Annotated in this window: 7 protein-coding genes; 1 reads left to right on the top strand and 6 read right to left on the bottom strand. The window is 71.4% G+C overall.

Annotation, left to right across the window (positions count from 1 at the left end; genetic code table 11):
* The first annotated feature begins 540 nt into the window (after positions 1-540).
* A complete protein-coding gene (locus tag WME82_RS46890; protein WP_438040631.1) occupies positions 541-2,070 on the top strand; it encodes a sigma-54-dependent Fis family transcriptional regulator in 1,530 nt (509 codons plus the stop codon).
* Between the two features lie 226 nt (positions 2,071-2,296).
* On the opposite strand, the gene WME82_RS46895 is transcribed toward WME82_RS46890, so the two are convergent.
* The 6 genes from WME82_RS46895 to WME82_RS46920 all read right to left on the bottom strand — a co-directional run bounded on the left by WME82_RS46895 (position 2,297) and on the right by WME82_RS46920 (position 16,651).
* A complete protein-coding gene (locus WME82_RS46895) occupies positions 2,297-5,191 on the bottom strand; it encodes a kelch repeat-containing protein (protein WP_438040632.1) in 2,895 nt (964 codons plus the stop codon).
* 252 nt (positions 5,192-5,443) lie between these two features.
* Positions 5,444-8,515: a tetratricopeptide repeat protein gene (locus WME82_RS46900; protein ID WP_438040633.1), complete on the bottom strand. Its 3,072-nt coding sequence runs from the start codon at positions 8,513-8,515 to the stop codon at positions 5,444-5,446.
* A gap of 195 nt (positions 8,516-8,710) precedes the next feature.
* Positions 8,711-8,992 (bottom strand): hypothetical protein, encoded by a 282-nt coding sequence (locus tag WME82_RS46905; RefSeq protein ID WP_438040634.1) that lies wholly within the window; start codon positions 8,990-8,992, stop codon positions 8,711-8,713.
* A 343-nt stretch (positions 8,993-9,335) separates the two neighbouring features.
* Positions 9,336-13,208: a protein kinase domain-containing protein gene (locus WME82_RS46910; RefSeq protein WP_438040635.1), complete on the bottom strand. Its 3,873-nt coding sequence runs from the start codon at positions 13,206-13,208 to the stop codon at positions 9,336-9,338.
* Positions 13,209-13,307: 99 nt separating this feature from the next.
* Positions 13,308-14,795, bottom strand: a complete 1,488-nt coding sequence (locus WME82_RS46915; protein ID WP_438040636.1) for an OmpP1/FadL family transporter — start codon at positions 14,793-14,795, stop codon at positions 13,308-13,310.
* Positions 14,796-14,824: 29 nt separating this feature from the next.
* Complete coding sequence (locus tag WME82_RS46920; protein WP_438040637.1) at positions 14,825-16,651, bottom strand: acetyltransferase; 1,827 nt, start codon at positions 16,649-16,651, stop codon at positions 14,825-14,827.

A 16,651-nucleotide genomic window follows, 5' to 3' on the forward strand; every position in this document is an offset into this window, starting at 1 on the left:
GAAATGTGAGCAAACCCGCGCCCCGATGCGCGGGACTGGCGCCGCCCCTGTCAACCAGGGAACGCCCCGGCCGGTCTGCGTAACCAAGCACCGCAATGGCGGTGGCACGGCGCCCCAGACGGTCTTTCAATGCACCTTGTTGCGCCGAGCACGGAGGGCAGGACCAGCGGCCCGCCCTCCATTCTCCGCGCTCTCTCTCCACAGAGTTCCAGGGGAAGCCTGTCTCTCCCGACATTGGGACAGAGGGACCTGTCGATGGCGGGCGCTAACCCCGCGATCCGTGGTCGGCCGGACGATTCCGTGACGCTTCCGGCGGTGCCCTCGGCGCGTACCGCAGGAGGCAGCGCAAGTCGACCCCTCCCCGACCCGATGCAGCCCGGACCACGCCCCCGGCGAGCAACCGGTGCCGGGTGAGTGCGCGCGCGGGCGACCAGCCACTTGCCGCGACGCTCTCCGGCGACACCATGGCGGAGCCGCCGACGCCACGGGGAATCGCTCTGTGTTTCCTTCCCCCCTCATCGTACCCTGGGCGCCGCGGCCATGGATCTCTACCCCTCGCTCCTTCAGATCGTCAGGATCCTCCTCTCGGAGGACGATGACGCGAAGGCTCCCGAGCTCGTGCTCCGCCGCGTCCTCGAGGCCACGGGCGCCGACCGCGGCTTCATCGTTGTCCGTGAGGACGGCTCCTACGAGCAGAAGTTCGCGGTCCACTTCGACAAGGCGAGGATCTCCGACAAGGAGCGCAAGTTCAGCCGCGGCCTCGTGCGGCAGGCCATCGAGACGCGGCAGATCGTCCACCTCTCCAGGGACGCCGACGAGCCGCGCTCGTCGCTCCTCAAGAGCCTCGAGGAGTCGGGCGCGTCCGCCGCGCTCGTGGCGCCCCTCGCCCACGGCGCCGATGTCTATGGTGCCGTCTACGTGGAGTACAAGTCCCGGGCCGCCAGCGCCGAGGCGCTCCGCTTCGTCGCCGAGTTCGCCGAGCTCGCAGGGCTCTTCCTCAAGCGGGCCCTCGAGCGCGAGGCGCTGCGCCGCCGGAGCCAGCGCCTCGAGCGCGATCTCTTCGCCCGCTACGATTTCGAGGGCATCGTCACGCAGGACGCCAGGATGCTCGCGCTCCTCAAGACGGTCGCGCAGGTGGCCGACTCGGACGCGACCGTGCTCGTGCGCGGGGAGACGGGCACCGGCAAGGAGCTCATCGCCCGCGCGCTCCACGTGAACAGCCCGCGGCGCAGCAAGGCCTGCGTCACGCTGCACACCTCGGCGCTGCCGGGCAGCATCCTCGAGTCGGAGCTCTTCGGCCACGTCAAAGGCGCGTTCACCGGGGCCGACCGGGACCGCGTCGGGCGGGTCGCGTCGGCGCAGGGAGGCACGCTCTTCCTCGACGAGGTCGCGGAGATCGCGCCCGACGTGCAGGCGAAGCTTCTGCGCTTCCTGCAGTTCGGAGAGATCCAGCGCGTGGGCTCCGACCGGACCGACAAGGTCGATGTCCGCGTGATCGCGGCGACGCACCAGGATCTGCCGGCGCTCGTCGAGGCAGGGAAGTTCCGGCGAGATCTGTACTTCCGGCTCAAGGTGATCGAGATCGAGATTCCGCCGCTGCGCGAGCGCGCGAGCGATGTCCCGCTCCTCGTCGAGCATTTCCTCCGCACCTGCTGGAAGCGCCCCGGCGAGCGGCCCCGCTTCACGGAGCGCGCCGCGCGGGCGCTCCGCGAGCACGCGTATCCGGGCAACGTGCGCGAGCTCGCCCACGTGGTGGAGCGCGCGTGCATCCTGGCGACGGGGCCGGAGCTCGACGTGGATCTGCTCCCGCCCGATGTGGCTCGGCCAGCAGGCCCCGGGCCCCTGGCGCCGCGCTTCTCGCGGCTCTCCGCCGACGAGCTCGATGCGGCGCGCGAGGCGGGCGTCGCCGAGCTGGAGCGTGCGTTCCTCGTGGCGCTGATGGATCGGCACGGGGGGAACGTCTCGCAGGCGGCGCGGGAGTCCGGGTTCAACCGGACCTACCTGCAGAAGCTCCTGGCGAAGCACCGGGTCGCCGGCGCAGGCGGCCGGCGCCCTGCCTTCGATGGGTGACGGACGCCGCCGGCCTTTGAGCCGCCAAGCCGGATGCGCCGGTCTTGACCGGCGCGTCCGGCCTGGTGGTTCGCTCCCCCGGCCGACTTCCCGCAATAGAGCTACCCTACGCTCGGGAACCTGCCGGAGCCCGAATGGCTCACCCACAAATTCTTCTGAGGAGGCACTTACCCATGCATCGAAGGGGCCGCCTTCACTCCACAGCCTGCGAGAGCCTTCTCGCGTTTCAGCGCCTGCGGCGGCGCGCGAACAGGGCGCCCAGGGCCACGAGGGCCGCGAAGCCGCTCCCGCTATTCTCCGCGGATCCGCGTGCGGCGCGGCAGCCGTCGCCCGGCTCTTCGCCGTCGCCGGAGCCGCCGGTGCCGCTCACGCCACCCATACCGCCCTGACCGCCGGAGCCGGCCACTCCACCGGCGCTGCCTGCGCTTCCGCCCTCGCCTGCGCTTCCGCCCTCGCCTGCGCTTCCGCCCTCGCCTGCGCTTCCGCCCTCGCCTGCGCTTCCGCCCGCGCCTGCGCTTCCGCCGGAGCCGCCGGAGCCGCCCATTCCGCCGGACCCGCCCGCGCCTGCGCTTCCGCCAGAGCCGCCGGAGCCGCCCATTCCGCCGGACCCGCCCGCGCCAGCGCTTCCGCCGCTGCCCTCCGGGGTGACGCCGCCCTCGTAAATCTCCGTGCTTGCATGCGCCTCGGGGTCGCCGTCCCCGGACGAGCAACCTCCCAGTAGCCCCCCGAAGACCAGGACGCGATTGCCATCGAGCAGCACGGACGACGGAGAGCTGCGTAGCCTGCTCAGGTTCGGCACCATCGACCAGCCATTCGTCCCGGGGTCGTACACCGCGGCGCTCCGGAGGTCGCACTGGCTGCCGCCCGTCCATTCCGTGCCGCCCGCGATGAGCACCATTCCGTTTCCGAGCAGCGTGGCCGTATGACGTCGGCGCGCGACGTCCAGGGGCCCGGTCACCGTCCAGTCATTCGTCGCCGGCTCGTAGACCTGCGCGTGCGGGACGTGCGGCGCGCCCATGACCAGCACCCGACCATCACCGAGCAGCGTCGCCGTGAAATCGGCGGGCGGCATGAGCAACGCCTGCGTCGGCGTCCAGGTGTTCGTGGCCGGGTCATACCGATCGGCGCCGTTGCCGCTCACCACGAGCACGCCGCCGTCGAGCAGCCTCGTCGCCTGGTGCCCGGAATGCGCGAAGGTCAGCGTCCCCGCCGGGGAGAACGTCCCCGTGGCCGGGTCGTAGAGCTCCGCCGTCGCCGGATTGCCAGCGCCGCCGCTCACCAGCACCTTCCCGTTTTGCAAGAGGACCGCCGAGTGCCCCGAGCGCGAGACGCCGAGCGAGCCCGTCGCGTCCCAGGATTTCGTCGTCGGATCGTAGAGCTCGGCGACCGCCGTCCCGCCGCCCACGACGAGGATACGATCGTCGGGGAGCCGCAAGAGAGCGACGCTCGGATCGTGGTGCGCGACCATGGCGCCGGTGAGCGTCCACGTATCGCTCGCCGGATCGTATGCCTCGGCCGTCGACGGAGAATCACCGCCCACGACGAGGATCTCGCCGGTCGAGACCCGGATCGACGCGGGCTTGCGGCGCGCCTGCGAGAGCGACGCGACGCTGCTCCAGGCGTTCGTCGCCGGATCGTAGAGGTCCGCGGACAGGGTATCGTTCCAGTCGTTGTCGTACCCGCCGGCCACGAGCACGCGGCCATCGGCGAGCTCGGCCCACGTGCCGTCTTGCCGCGGCACGGGCATGTTCCCGGCCGGCGTCCACGGGGACTGGCAGCCGACCGGCAACGCCCCGACGCAAGCGCCCGCCTGGCAGACGCCGTTCGCCGTGCAGCCGTCGGCGCTGCCGCAAACGGCTCCGCTCAGCGGCGTGCAGGTGCCGTTCGCCGACGCGCCTGCGCTCACCGCGCACGCGTCACACGAGCCCGCGTCACACGCGGCATCGCAGCAGACACCGTCGACGCAGAAGCCGCTCGCGCATTCGCCCGCGAAGAGGCAGGAATCGCCCGGGGCCGCGAGGGTGAGCCTCTCGACGGTCGCGCTCCCGCCGCCGGCCACGAGCACCCGCCCGCCTGCGAGCGCCGTGGCGGTGTGATGGCTCCGGTCCATGTTCAGGTACTTGCCGAGCGACCACCTCCCGCTCGCCGGATCGTAGACCTCCGTGAGCGCGCCGCCGCCGGCGATCAGCACCCGGCCATCGGCGAGCGGCGTGGCCGTGTGGTTGTGGTGGGTGACGTTCATCGGCGTCGCGGTCGTCCAGGTATCGCTCGCCGGATCGTAGAGCGCCGCGCTGCGGTTCGTGGAGGAGAACCCCTCACCACCGTAATCGGTGTAGCCGCCGGCGACGAGCACCTCGCCATTCGCGAGGAGCGTCGCGGTGTGCCCTTCCCGATTCTGGATCGAGCCCGCGGCGGTCCACGTGCCCGTGACCGGATCGTAGATCTCCGCGCTGCCGATGGGGTCGCCGGATGCGTCCACCCCGGCCACCACGAGGACCTTGCCGTTCGGCAGGAGCGTGGCCGTGTGGGAGGAGCGCACCTGCGCCAACGGACCCGCGTCGGTCCACGTATTCGTGACGGGATCGTAGATCTCGCTCGAGCCCATCACCCACTCTTCGAACTCGCCGGCGGCCACGAGGATCCGGCCATCGGGCAGGAGCGTCGCGGTGTGGCGTTCGCGCGGCGTGACGAGCGGCGCGGCGAGCGTCCATGCATCCGCGGCGGGGTCGTAGATCTCTACGACCTCGGTCACGCCGCCGGCCACGACGACCCTGCCGTCCGGAAGGAGCGTCGCGGTGTGGCCGGTGTGCCGCGTGCTCATCGGCGCGACGAGCACCCATGTATTCGTGGCGGGGTCGTACACCTCGGCCGTCTCGCTCGCTCCGCCGGCCACGAGGACCTTCCCGTCGAGCAAACGTGTCGCCGTGTGCCTGCTCCGGGCGACGTTCATCGGCGGCGCCATGTCCCAGCGTGGCGCCGTGAGCGCGGCGACAGCCGCCCCGATGCCTTGCTCCTTCACGCGGCTTCGCGGGGTATCGGCCTCATCGCATCCGAGCGCCGCAGCGAGCGGCGCGACGAGGATGACGGGGGCGAAGCGGCGCAAGAACAAGGCTGAACGCATGCTCGACGATAGCAATCTCGATGTTCTGGCTGTCAAGAAAAATGGGCTCCTCCGTAGAATCTGAGGGAGAGGGGTGAAGTCATTCCCGCAGTCCGTCGACCACGCGATGGATACCCTGCCTCACTCTCACCTCGCCAAAGTCGATGACGATCGCGAGCTCGAGATTCGAGAGCCGCGGGTAGGTGAGGGCGCAGGATAGGGGAGTTCCCCTGCCGCCCGCTCGGGAGCTCCTCCCCGAGCGCGGCCCCCTCGTCACCGCGCGCCGCCGTGCGCTGCGAGCCACCCGTTTACCGCCGTGAGCGCGCGCTTCGCGTACTCCCCCTCTTCGGCCGCATAGGCGTCGCGCGCCTGGGTCGCGAGCTCGACCGCCCGCTTCCGGTCCCGCGCCGATCCCCAGAGCGCCCGAGCCGCGTGGAAGCGCGTATCCGCGAGCTCGATCGGCGAGACGCCCTCGCCCTTCGCCGCATAGATGGCGAGCGCCCGCTCGGCGAACGGGCGCGCCTTTCCCGGCTCGCCCTTCTCGTTGTAGGCGCTGGCAATCCCGGTGAGCATCGACGCGACCGCATGCGAGCTCGGGCCCAAGGCCTTCTCCTGGATCGCCGCGGCGCGCTCGAGGCGCACCAGGCCCTCGGCGTACCTCTTCTGCGCGACGAGCGCGCTCCCCAGGTTGCCGAGCGAGGCGGCCACGTTCGCGTGATCCGGGCCGAGCGCCTTCTCGCGGATCGCGAGCGACCGTTCGTAATAGGGCGTCGCCTCGGCGAACTTCTGCTGCATCTCCAGGACGGCCCCGATGTTGTTGAGCGATGACGCCACGTCGGGGTGATCGGGGCCGAGCGCCTTCTCCCGGATGGCGAGCACCCGCTCGTGAGCACGCCTGGCAGCGTCGGTCTCGCCGAGCATGACGAGCGCATTGCCGAGGTTGTTGACGGAGGCCCCGAGAAACGGGTGATCGGGGCCGAGCGCCCTCTCCTGGATGGCGATGGCGCGCTCGATCCGGGGCAAGGCATCTCGGTATTTGCCCTGGGTGTTGAAGAGGCGACCCAGGCTGTTGAGCGTGAGCGCGACGCTCGGATGAGAGGCGCCGAGCGTCTCCTCTCGGACGGCGAGCGCTCGCGTGTAGGCGCGCTCCGCGTCGTCGAACCTCTCGAGGTGGAGGAGGACGGTGCCGAGGCGGCTCCACGTCGCCCCGACCTCGGGGTGGCTCGGGCCGAGGGCCTTCTCGAGGCCGGCCAGGGCGCGCTCGACGTGCTGCGCTGCCTCGTCGTACTTGCCCTGCTCGTCGAGCACGCTGCCCAGCGTGCCGAGCAGCCGCGCGCTCGCCAGCGTGTCGCCCCCCGTCCGCTCGACCGCGCCCTCGGCGGCCAGCTGCAGCGCGAGCGCGTCGGCGTGCCGGCCTCCCAGGTAGCCAACCACGTAGATGAGCTGCGGCCATGCCTCCGCCGCGAGGGCGTCGTCCCTGGCCCGCGCCGCCGCGCGCAGCGCCTCGCGGAGCGCCGCCTCCGCGGCCGGGGCGTCGTGCGCGTCCCGCGCCGCGCGCCCGAGCATCAAGAGCGCCTCCGCCTCGATCGGGGCGTAGTCCGCCGCGCGGGCCTCGTCGGCGAGCGGCCGCGCGAGCGCGAGCGCATCGCCGAACTTGCCGGCCTCATCGAGGGCCCTGACCTCGGCAAGGCGACGCCGCAGCGCGTCGATGCGGGCCCGCGCCGCGGCGTCGGCGGGCGGCGGGATCGCCGCGGTCAGCGCGCCCGCGTCCGCGCAGCGCTCGAGGCCCGGGAGCGCGAGCGACGCCTCGATCGATCGATCGAGCACCTCGGCGTCCGCCCCGTGCGCGAAGAGCGCCGTGAGCGCCCCCATCTCCTGGCGGCGGCGCTCCAGGCACAGCGTCCGGAGATCGAGCAGCCCGGCCGACTGATCGCCCCGCACATGCGTGGCCTCGCACGAGTCGGCGTACATCGCGACCCACGCGCGCGCTCGATCGCCCAGCGCCTTCTCCACGCGCCGGTACGTGTCCTCCGCGTGCGGCCGCCCGGTGCCGGCGAACGCTGCCCGCACCTTCGCCATCGTCGCCTCGTCCCAGACGCCCGCGAGCCTCGCCTCGCCGCCCTTGCAGAGCCTGTCCGCAGGCTGCCGCGCGAACGCGAACGCGAGCAGGCCCGCGAGCGCGAGCCCCGACGCCGCGACGAGCCCGCGCCTCCACGCCGCCGCCGGATCGTTCGATAGATCGTCGAGCAGCGCGTCCATGTCGGGGTATCGAGCGTCCCTGTCGACGGAGAGCCCGCGCTCGATACAGCGGCGGATCCGCGCCGGCATCTCGGCCCCTCGCGGCGGCTCTCGCACCCGCCCGAGCGCCACGTTCTCGCGCAGCTCGTCGTAGGTCTTGCCGGCGAACGGACGCTCGCCCGCGAGCGCCTCCCACAGCGACACGCAGAACGCATACTGATCGGCCCGCGCATCCGCGGCCTCTCGCCGGTGCTGCTCCGGCGCCATGTAGACCGGCGTCCCCAGAAACGAGCCCGAACGCGTGAGCGCGGCCTCGATCCCCGCCTCCGCGCCGCCGCCGCCGGCCTCGCCCTCCGCGAGCCCCGCGAGCCCGAAATCGGTGACGCGCACGCGGCCGTCGGCGCCGACAAGGACGTTGTCGGGCTTGAAATCGCGGTGCACGAGCCCCGCGTGGTGCACCTGCGACAGCCCCTTTCCCGCCTGGAGGAAGGCCGCCACGACCTCCGAGGCGGGCCGCCGCTTCTCCGCGCAGAACGCGCGCAGCGTCCGGCCGTCGACGTGCTCCATCACCACGCGCACCTGCCCGGCCGAGGCGTCGACCTCGTGCACCGTGACGACGTTGGGGTGCTTGATCCTCGCCATGGCCTGCGCCTCGCGGACGAGCCGCGCGAGCGCCGTCGCCGCGCCCGATCGCCCCAGCACCTCGGGCCGCAGCACCTTGATCGCCACGTCGCGGCCGAGCACGTGATCGCGCGCTCGCACCACCACGCCCATGCCGCCCTCGCCGAGGCGATCGAGCACCTCGAACCGGCCGAGCTTCGTGCCCGGGCGCAGATCGAGCGACGCCTCGGCCCCGGGCGGCGCCGGAGGCACGGGCGCTCCCCCGTCCGGGACGACAACCGTGCTTGCGAGCGGATCGATCGTGACGCTCGAGGACACGTGCTCGTCGCGGGAGGTCGACTGCCTCGACGGGGGCTCGTCGGCGGTTGTGGAGCGCGACCGCGGCTCCTCCGAGAGCAGCGCCTCGCAGCGGGTGCAACGCGGGTTGAAGGGTGAGTTCTCCGCGCTGCACCCCGGGCAGATGATCACGCTCTCGCCCAGGCTCACAGGACCCTGTGTAGCATGCCGCGTCGCGGCCTGCGGTCCCTGCGTCGCCCTCTCTCGGGTGGTGGGGTACTTTGACTGAAGGTGCGGTCTTTTGAACCGCCAAGGCGCCGAGGGCGCCAAGGATAATCCCAATCATCTTGGCGTCTTATGGCGCCCTGGTGGTTCCATCATCCCGGCAGGGCGGGGGAGAGGCGGCTACCAGCAGGTCGGCTGACCCTGGCAGCACCCGGGCTCCCCGGGCTCGCAGGTCTGCTCGTCGCAGTCCGCCAGGCAGGCATCCCGCTCGGCGGTGCACAATTCGGTTTCTTCGCTCGACCGGATGCAGGCCAAGAAGAACCTGACGCACCGGCCCTTGCAGTTGATCAACTCCTGGCTCGCCTCGCCCACCTCGACGTCGGGGGACGGCTCCTCGGCGACCTCGACCTGACAGCCGAGCAGGGTGAAGCTCGCGAAAAGCGACGCGAGAAGGATGGACATGGATCGTTTGGCAACGCGAGTGAACATTCGACTCTCCTCGATGGTGACCGGACAGGTGGAACAGCGACACGGTTTTGCAGGTGCCATGCCACGGCCAACGGGCCGGGCGTCCGTCGGCGAGCTCCCGCGTTTACGCCGAAAACGAGGCCTATCGCCCCCCGGAGCTCCGGGCCTGAGCACGCGGCTGCCGAGCCCCCTGTCTCTCTGGAGGAGACACCTGTTCCTCGCGGAGAACAGCGCGCCGGCTCGCGGCGAACAGCCACGACGTCAATTCATCATCCGATGAGAGCGTCCTGAGCCCCACTCCCCTCCACCAAGAGAGAAACGTCTTGCACGGCGAGGATCAGCCGCCGAGCCACCGCCGCGCGAGCTCGAGCGTGCGGGCGTTGTCGGGGACGTGCTCGAGAAAGCGCTCGCGCCAGGCCGGGTCGCCGAGCTTCTCGGCGCGCGCGAGCAGGGCCGTCCTGGCCGCGCTGATCGCGGCGGCGGCCTCGTCGTGCCTACCGCTCGCGGAGAGCACCTCGGCGCAGGTCAGGCGGACGAACGACTCGCCCTCTTCGATGGTTCCGAACGACTCCAGCGTGGCGTTGGCGTCGGCTGCTGTCCGGACTGCGTCGTCGATGCGGCCGAGTCCGAGCAGCGCGCGCGCGAGGACCGCAAAGGCCTGCACGCCGAGCGTCGGTATGCCGGGAGCGAGCGAGATGGCAGCGCGCGCTTCGCGCTCGGCGGTCTCGAGATCGCCGGCGGCGAGGGCGATCCTCCCGAGGCAGCAGCGGGACATCATCTCCACACGCGCGCCGCTCGCTTCACGGCTCGGCGTGGCGCCTGCTTCCGCGAGCCTCCGCGCCTCGGCCAGCTGCCCGCGATGCGTGAGGATCTGCGCGAGGTTCGACTCCACGACGATCTTCAGATCCCAGAGCTGCAACCGGTCGGCTTCGTCCCTGGATGCGCGCAGCAACGACTCCGCCCTCTCGAAGTCGCCGAGCTCCGCGTAGAAAAAGCCGAGATTTGCTCGGGCGCTGCAGGTATTGCGACGATCGCCGGCCTGGTCAAAGGCGGACAGCGCGGTCTCCAGGCGGTTCGCGGCGGCGCTGAGGTCACCCGTGCACATCGCGTAGCACGCGCGCGCGTCGTGGAGGCGTCCAATCACCTCCAGGTCTTGTATCCCTGATCTTGCGAGAATGCGCTCGACGGTCTCCATCAGAGCGTCCCCTTCGGCATAACGCCCACTCATGGTCACCACCATCGAACCGGCGATGAGACAGGTGAGCTTGACGCACTGAGCGTTGCCTGCGGCTTGTGTATCCGCCGCCATGGCCAGCCATCGCTCCAGCGCGTCGAACGATCCCTGCTTGGACGAGGCCAGGCACAGCTGCTCGATGGCTGAGAACCACGTGGTCGAGCCTCGCTCGACCCGCTCGATCGCCTCCAGGCCTCGCTCCACGGCGAGCGTGGAATCGCCGCTCCATACATGCGCTTCGGCTTGAACTCGGCGGAGCCTGCCCGCGGTCTCTCCAGCGGCGCCGCAGCCGATGCCGCGGTCGGCCCGCTCCACCGCCGTGCGCAGATCGTTGCCGCGAAGCGCCTCTTCCGCGGCGCGCAGGTACGCCTCCGCCGCCCGCGCCGGCGCGTCGCCGAGCTCGAAGTGCTCCGCGAGCGCCATCGCGTCTGCGCCGCCGGTCCGTTCCAGCCAGTCGCCCGCGAGCGCGTGGCCGACACGGCGGTCACGCTCGGTGAGCATGCCATACGCGGCTTCCCGGACCAGCGCATGGCGGAACCCGTACTCCACCTCGCCTGCGACACGCGCCTCGTGGCGCCGCAGGATGAGCTCCCGCCGCGCGAGCTCGCCCAGCCGCGGCGCCACCGGCGCGCCGCCCACGAGGGCGGCGATTCCACCCTCCCAGAACGTCTCACCGAAGACGCTCGCCGCGCGCAGGACGCGTCGCTCTTCGACGTCCAGCGCCTCGAGCCGCGCCTGCACCATGGCGAGCGCCGTCTCGGGCGTGCCCGCGCTCCTGCCCTCGGCGACCGCGCGGATCTGCTCCTCCAGCATGAACGCGTTGCCCTCGGCGCAGGAGAGGAGCCTCTCGATCTGCTCGGCGCCGATGCCTTCTCCGAGCACCTCCCGCACGAGCCGCTCACCCGCGCGCCGGGGCAGCGGAGCGAGGCTGAGCCGGAGGCCGTGGCGCTCGCTCCAGAGCGCCGGGAAGAGCTCGTCGACCTCTGGACGAGCGAGCGCCAGGACGAACAAGGGCAGGTCCCTGGCGTGCCGGAGCGCGGCGTCGATCAAGGTCACCGTGGGCAGATCGCCCCAGTGGAGGTCCTCCAGCACCACGAGCACCGGCTGCCGCTGGCACTCGGCCTTGACGAAGTCCACGAACGCCTCGCGGAGGCGATCGCCCATCAGCATCGGGTTCTGCCGCGCCGCGCTGAGCTGCACGTCGCCTTCGTCGGGGAACGCCGTCCCGACGAGCTCGCCGAGGAACGCCGCGACGTGCGGGCGCTTGGCCCCGAGCCACTCGAGCTGCTCGACCCGGTCGCGCACCTTGCTCCGCCGCACCTCCAGCGGCTCGCCGTCGAGGATGCGCATGGCGCGGCGGAGCGCCTGGGACAGCAGGCCAAACGCCGAGCCGGCCGCCATCGGATCGGCCCTGCCGATCCAGATCTCGGCGGCCTCGCGCTGCTCCTCGAGGGCGCGGAGGAACTCCCAGGCGAGGCGCGACTTGCCAAGACCGGGGGCGCCCACGACGACCACGGCGCTCGCGGAGCCTTCGTCCACGCAGTGGCGCCACTCGGCCGCGAGCTGGGAGAGCTCGCGCTCGCGCCCCACGCACGGCGTCGGCTTCCCGAGCAACCTGGGGACAGTGTCCGGCTCCGCCTTGGGGCCGCGAAGCCAGCATCCTTCGGGCTCGCGCGCCGTATCGAAGCGGCTCGCGAGCAGGCTCGCCGTCGCTTCGTCGAGCCGGATGCCCGAGGGCAGCGGGCCGTCACGCCCGGCGATGAGCTGCGCCACGCGATCGACGAGCTCGCCGACAGGCAACCTCCCCTCGATCTCCGCGAGCCCCGTCGCGACGGCCATCGGTGCGCCGCCAAGCACCGTCCGGAGCGCGAGCGCGCAGTGGGCCGCTCGCACCGCGAGGTCGGTCGGGGACTCGGCGCCCGACAGCGCGACGAGCAGCCAGCGCGATTGGAGCACATCGAGGCTCCCGCCGTGGCGCGCCACGATGTCCCGCAGCGCCTGGGTCCGCGCGGCGCCCTCGGCGTCCGAGTGCGTGGCGTCTGTCTCGTCTGTGCCGTTGGCGGTCAAAATGACACACATGACCCTGCGCTCGGCCGTCGTGATCGCCTCGCTCGACGCGGACGGCGCCGAGACGGCGCCCGCTCCGCCGGGGCGCCCGTCGGCCAGCGCCGCGAGCTCCGCTGCGACGGCGGCGCCGTCGCGCGGCCGCTGCGCTGCCTCCTTCGACAGCATCCGCGTCACCAGGCGCTCGAGCGGCTCGGGGATGTCGCCGCGGAGCTCCCCGAGCCGCGGTGGATCTTCCAGGACGACCTTCACGAGCAGCGCGAGCACGCTGCCGCCCAGGAACGGCGGGCGCCCGGCGAGGCACTGAAACAGCACGCATCCGAGCGCGAACACGTCGGCGCGGGCGTCGACGGCCAGGTCGCCGCGCGCCTGCTCGGGGGAGATGTACCCGGGCGTTCCGAGGAGCGCTCCGGGCGACGTGAGGTTCAGCTCGATCCGGAGATTGCGCGCGATACCGAAGTCGAGCAGCGTGACGCGCTCGACGTCGCCATCGACGAGCATCAGGTTGCTCGGCTTGAGGTCGCGGTGAACGATGCCGAGGCCATGGACGGCGCCAAGCGTTTCCGCCACGCGCGCGGCCAGCGTCACGCTCTCGTCGAACGTCAGCGGTCCTTCGGCGAGCCGCTCCTCCAGGGTGACGCCTTCGAGCCACTCCATGGCCAGGTACGGCTGCCCTGCGCCGGTCACGCCGTGCGCGACATACTGCACGATGCCGGGCAACCGCAGCGTGACGAGCGCCTCCGCCTCTCGCGCGAACCGGCGCAGATCGCGCTCGCTGGCGCCCTGCAGGACCTTGAGCGCGATCGCCTCTCCCGACCGCCGATCGCGCGCGCGGTACACGTCCCCCATCCCGCCGGAGGCGGCGAAACGCTCGACTTCGAACCGATCCTCGACGAGGTCCAGCACGTGCATGGCGCTTCCTATGTACTCGCGCCGGGCACCCGAAAGCGGTTCGGCGCCGCAGAGCCGTTGCCCAGCGATGTCGTGCCGCCGGTGGTCAGCGAATCGCCGTCAGAACACGAACTTGAGGTGTCCGCCCACCGTCGCGAGCACCAGCGAGTACTTCCCGTTGCCGAGGTCGTAATCCGAGCCGGTCACCGTGCGCGGCAAGATGCCCTGCACGCGGACGTCGCCCGAGAGCGACACGCGATCGCTGAGCTTCAAGACACCCCCGACGTCCCCGATCAGCCGGTGGTTGTCGGGCGAGGCCACGTCGATCGTGCTGTCCGGCGAGGCCGCCGACTGATACCCGACCGACGCCGTCGCGAGAAGCGCCTCGCTCAGCTTGTACTTGGCGCCGATCTCCGCCCACACCGTGTCGTTCCACCTGCGCGGCAGCGTCACGGTGACGCGATCGGTGATCCCGAGCTTCGGCTGGGCGAGGTCCGGAGAGGAGGCCTCGACGACGAACGCCTCGATGTCCGAATAGAGCACGTACGAGAGGAGCCCATCGAGGCTGAGCTTGTCGTTCACCCGGTAGCCGACGCCGGCGGTGAGCCGCTTGGGGAGCGTGAACGAGAGCTCCACGTCGCCCTCGACCAGCGGCTTGTAACGCAGGCCCTGCTCGGCGAGGTCCTGCGTGAAGAACGGGTGGTTCATGTCGATGGCGAACTTGCCCTTGTACCGCATCGCGGCGCTGTGCTGGTACGTGAGGCCGAAGCGAAGGTCCTTGTTGGGATTGAAGGCCAGCCCGAGGTGGAAGGAGGCGCCGTGCGACAGGGCCTCCTTGATCGAGATGGAGCGCGCGAGGACGTCGAGCTCGCGCAGCTCGGACGGCGTGTTCGGGCCGAAGTCGTTGTCCTGCTTGAGGTAGTCGAGGCCGTCGTGGAACTCCTTGAGGCTCCCGAAGTCCTGCACCTTCGAGAGCTCCGCGAGGCCGCTGACGTAGGACACGCCGGCGCCGAGCGAGACCTGGTCGGTCAGCTTGAGCCCGGCGGCCGCCGTGAGCGACGTCGAGACGATGAACGCCTGCCGGAGCTGCCAGCGCTGCGCGCCGTCCTGGAAGCTGAGCGCCGCGGCATAAGGCACGTACAGGCCGACGCCCACGGTCAGGCGGTTCGGCAGGACCGGGATCGCCAGGAAGGCGTTGCCCGTCGGCGCGATCGGCGTCGTCGACACCTCCTCGGCGCGGCCGCGCTTGCTGGCGTCGACGTTCGCCGGATCCAGCGGGAGCTTGAACTGGAGCGTGTCCGGCGTCTGGTACGTGCCGCGCCGCTCGCGCTGGTAGGTCGCGTGGCCGACGATGAGGCCCGCGCCCAGGACGAGCTCCGGCCGCTGGACCCCCGCGAGCTCGGCCGGGTTCCAGTAGACCGCCGCGGCGTCGGGCGTCGTGGGGCCCGAGAGGCCGCTCGTCACCCAGGGCGCGTCGATGCCCGAGGCGTGCGCGTCCCGCGCCGTCAGGCAGGCGAGGCCTGTCGCGAGCGAGAGCGCGGCGAGCTCACGTCGTGTTCGTTGACGCGCACGGGCGCGGGGCCGCGGGGGCGGCAGAGCTCCTTGCATGAGACGGGTCCTCACGGTGGGGGGGCCGATCACTGGATCCGGGTGAGGGTGAGCGAGAGGCGATGGGGGCTCGGCTTGTCGCCGATCCTGATCTCGTAGCGGTGCCCCTCGTCGTCCGCGAAGTACAGCGTATCTCCCGCCTTGACCTCCACCTTCTCGTGGAGCGCGTCGCCGTCGATCTCCTCGGTCGTCGACACCTTCTTCTCGAGCGCGGGGTCGGAGAAGAAGCCAGGGCTCTCGTACGCATAGTCGCGCACGCGCACGCCGTCCGCGTCCTTGCGGATGTCGTCGGGCGCGACGAAGTAGAGGTAATCCCGCAGGCCGGCGACGCCGCTCTCGGTGCTCGGCTGGTAGAGGTAGAAGTCCGCGTCGCCGGCGGCGTTGTTGTTGAGCTCGAGCGCCATGTCCTTGAGGACCGCTGGATCGCTCGCGAGGTTCTCCTTGATGCTCGCGACGAGATCCTCGGTCTTCACGCCGACCGGCACGTCGCGCAGGGTCACCTCGAGGTCGGCCTCCCCCTCGGCGAGGCCGCCGTCGTGGAGCCGCGCCTGGGCCACGTCGAGGAGGATGTCCCAGAAGTAGGACGGCGCCGGAGGCGGGTCTTCCAGGACGACGCTCTCGTCGACGCTGATCTCGGTCCACCCGCTCTCGTCGATGCAGACCTTCACGGCCTCGAAGTCGCTCGTCGAGGTGCCCGCGGGCGCGTAGCTGGAGCAGTGATCCTCGATCTGCGCTGCCCTGAGCTCACCCGCGCGGGCGAGGATGTGCTCGAACTCCCAGAGCGGCTGCTCCCACACGGGCGAATTGCCGCGCGGCGCGGGCTCCCGGCTCGTTCCGCCTGGCAGGAGCATCGCGTTCTCGGGGATGGCCAGCGTGAGCTCGCCGATGCTCAGGTTCCTGGCGAGGTTGTCCAGAACGAGCCAGTCCTCCTGGCTGAAATCGAACAGGGTGTCTATCTGGCCGGGCGTGCTGTTGACGCTCGCGACGTCGGCCATCGTGGCGTCGACCCCCTTGTACGGCAGGGCGTTGACGTCGACGCGGACCGTCATCGTGAAGTCGTCGAGGGCCGCCTTCACCCCCGACGCGGCCTTGATGAAGCCGGGGTGCTCCGCGCCGCCCGGGTCGTCGGGATCGAGCGGCGTCGGGCCGAACTGCGCGGCGAGGCCGGCGAAATCGGTGACGACGTCGTACAGCGTGACGGGGATGGAGTGCGGCGCGACGGGGTAGACGCCGTCCGGGTGCTCGTCGTTCGGCGGCCCTCTCCGGTGCTGGGTGTTCGGGTGGGTGCTGACCAGGTTCTCCAGGACGGCCTGTGAGGTGATCTGGACGGGGATGAGCCGCTCGTTGCCGGCCGCGCCCGTGAGGTCCGAGAGGATCTTCGACGTCGGGAGCCCGACGGCGTTGCCGACCCCGAGCAGGCCCTCGAGGCTCGTGCCGCGGAGGTCGGCGTTCTCCGGCGTCATGTTCAGGAGCCCGACGAGGTTCCGCGACGCCGGCGGGAGCGCCGCGATCTCCGCGGGGGGCATGTACATGACCTTGAGCAGCGCGTTCTCGATGAGCGTCGAGATGTCGAGATCGAGCAGCCATATCCCCTCGAGGGTGGGCCGCGGGATGGCCTTGAGCTCGTCGAGCGTGAGCGTCTTGGCGAAGCCCCTCGCGTCGAACCGCAGGAACTCGAGCGTGAGGGTGCGGCTCTCGTTCATGCCGAGCGCCGGCGGGGGCGGCGCCTGCTCCACCGTGACGGCCTCGACGCAGCCGGGCAGCGCAGAGGAGAGCGCGGCGGCGACCAGGGGGCCGAGCCGGGAGAGCCGGCGGGCGGCGGGTGCGGCGGGGCGGGTGCGGTCTCGCGCTTCCAT

The organism is Sorangium sp. So ce128, assembly GCF_051525245.1.
GTDB classification, from domain to species: domain Bacteria; phylum Myxococcota_A; class Polyangia; order Polyangiales; family Polyangiaceae; genus Sorangium; species Sorangium cellulosum_B.

Coding starts and splice junctions, on each gene's coding strand:
- WME82_RS46890 (WP_438040631.1), top strand. CDS start 541: ATGGATCTCTACCCCTCGCTCCTTCAGATCGTCAGGATCCTCCTCTCG.
- WME82_RS46895 (WP_438040632.1), bottom strand. CDS start 5,191: ATGCGTTCAGCCTTGTTCTTGCGCCGCTTCGCCCCCGTCATCCTCGTC.
- WME82_RS46905 (WP_438040634.1), bottom strand. CDS start 8,992: ATGTCCATCCTTCTCGCGTCGCTTTTCGCGAGCTTCACCCTGCTCGGC.
- WME82_RS46910 (WP_438040635.1), bottom strand. CDS start 13,208: ATGCACGTGCTGGACCTCGTCGAGGATCGGTTCGAAGTCGAGCGTTTC.
- WME82_RS46915 (WP_438040636.1), bottom strand. CDS start 14,795: ATGCAAGGAGCTCTGCCGCCCCCGCGGCCCCGCGCCCGTGCGCGTCAA.
- WME82_RS46920 (WP_438040637.1), bottom strand. CDS start 16,651: ATGGAAGCGCGAGACCGCACCCGCCCCGCCGCACCCGCCGCCCGCCGG.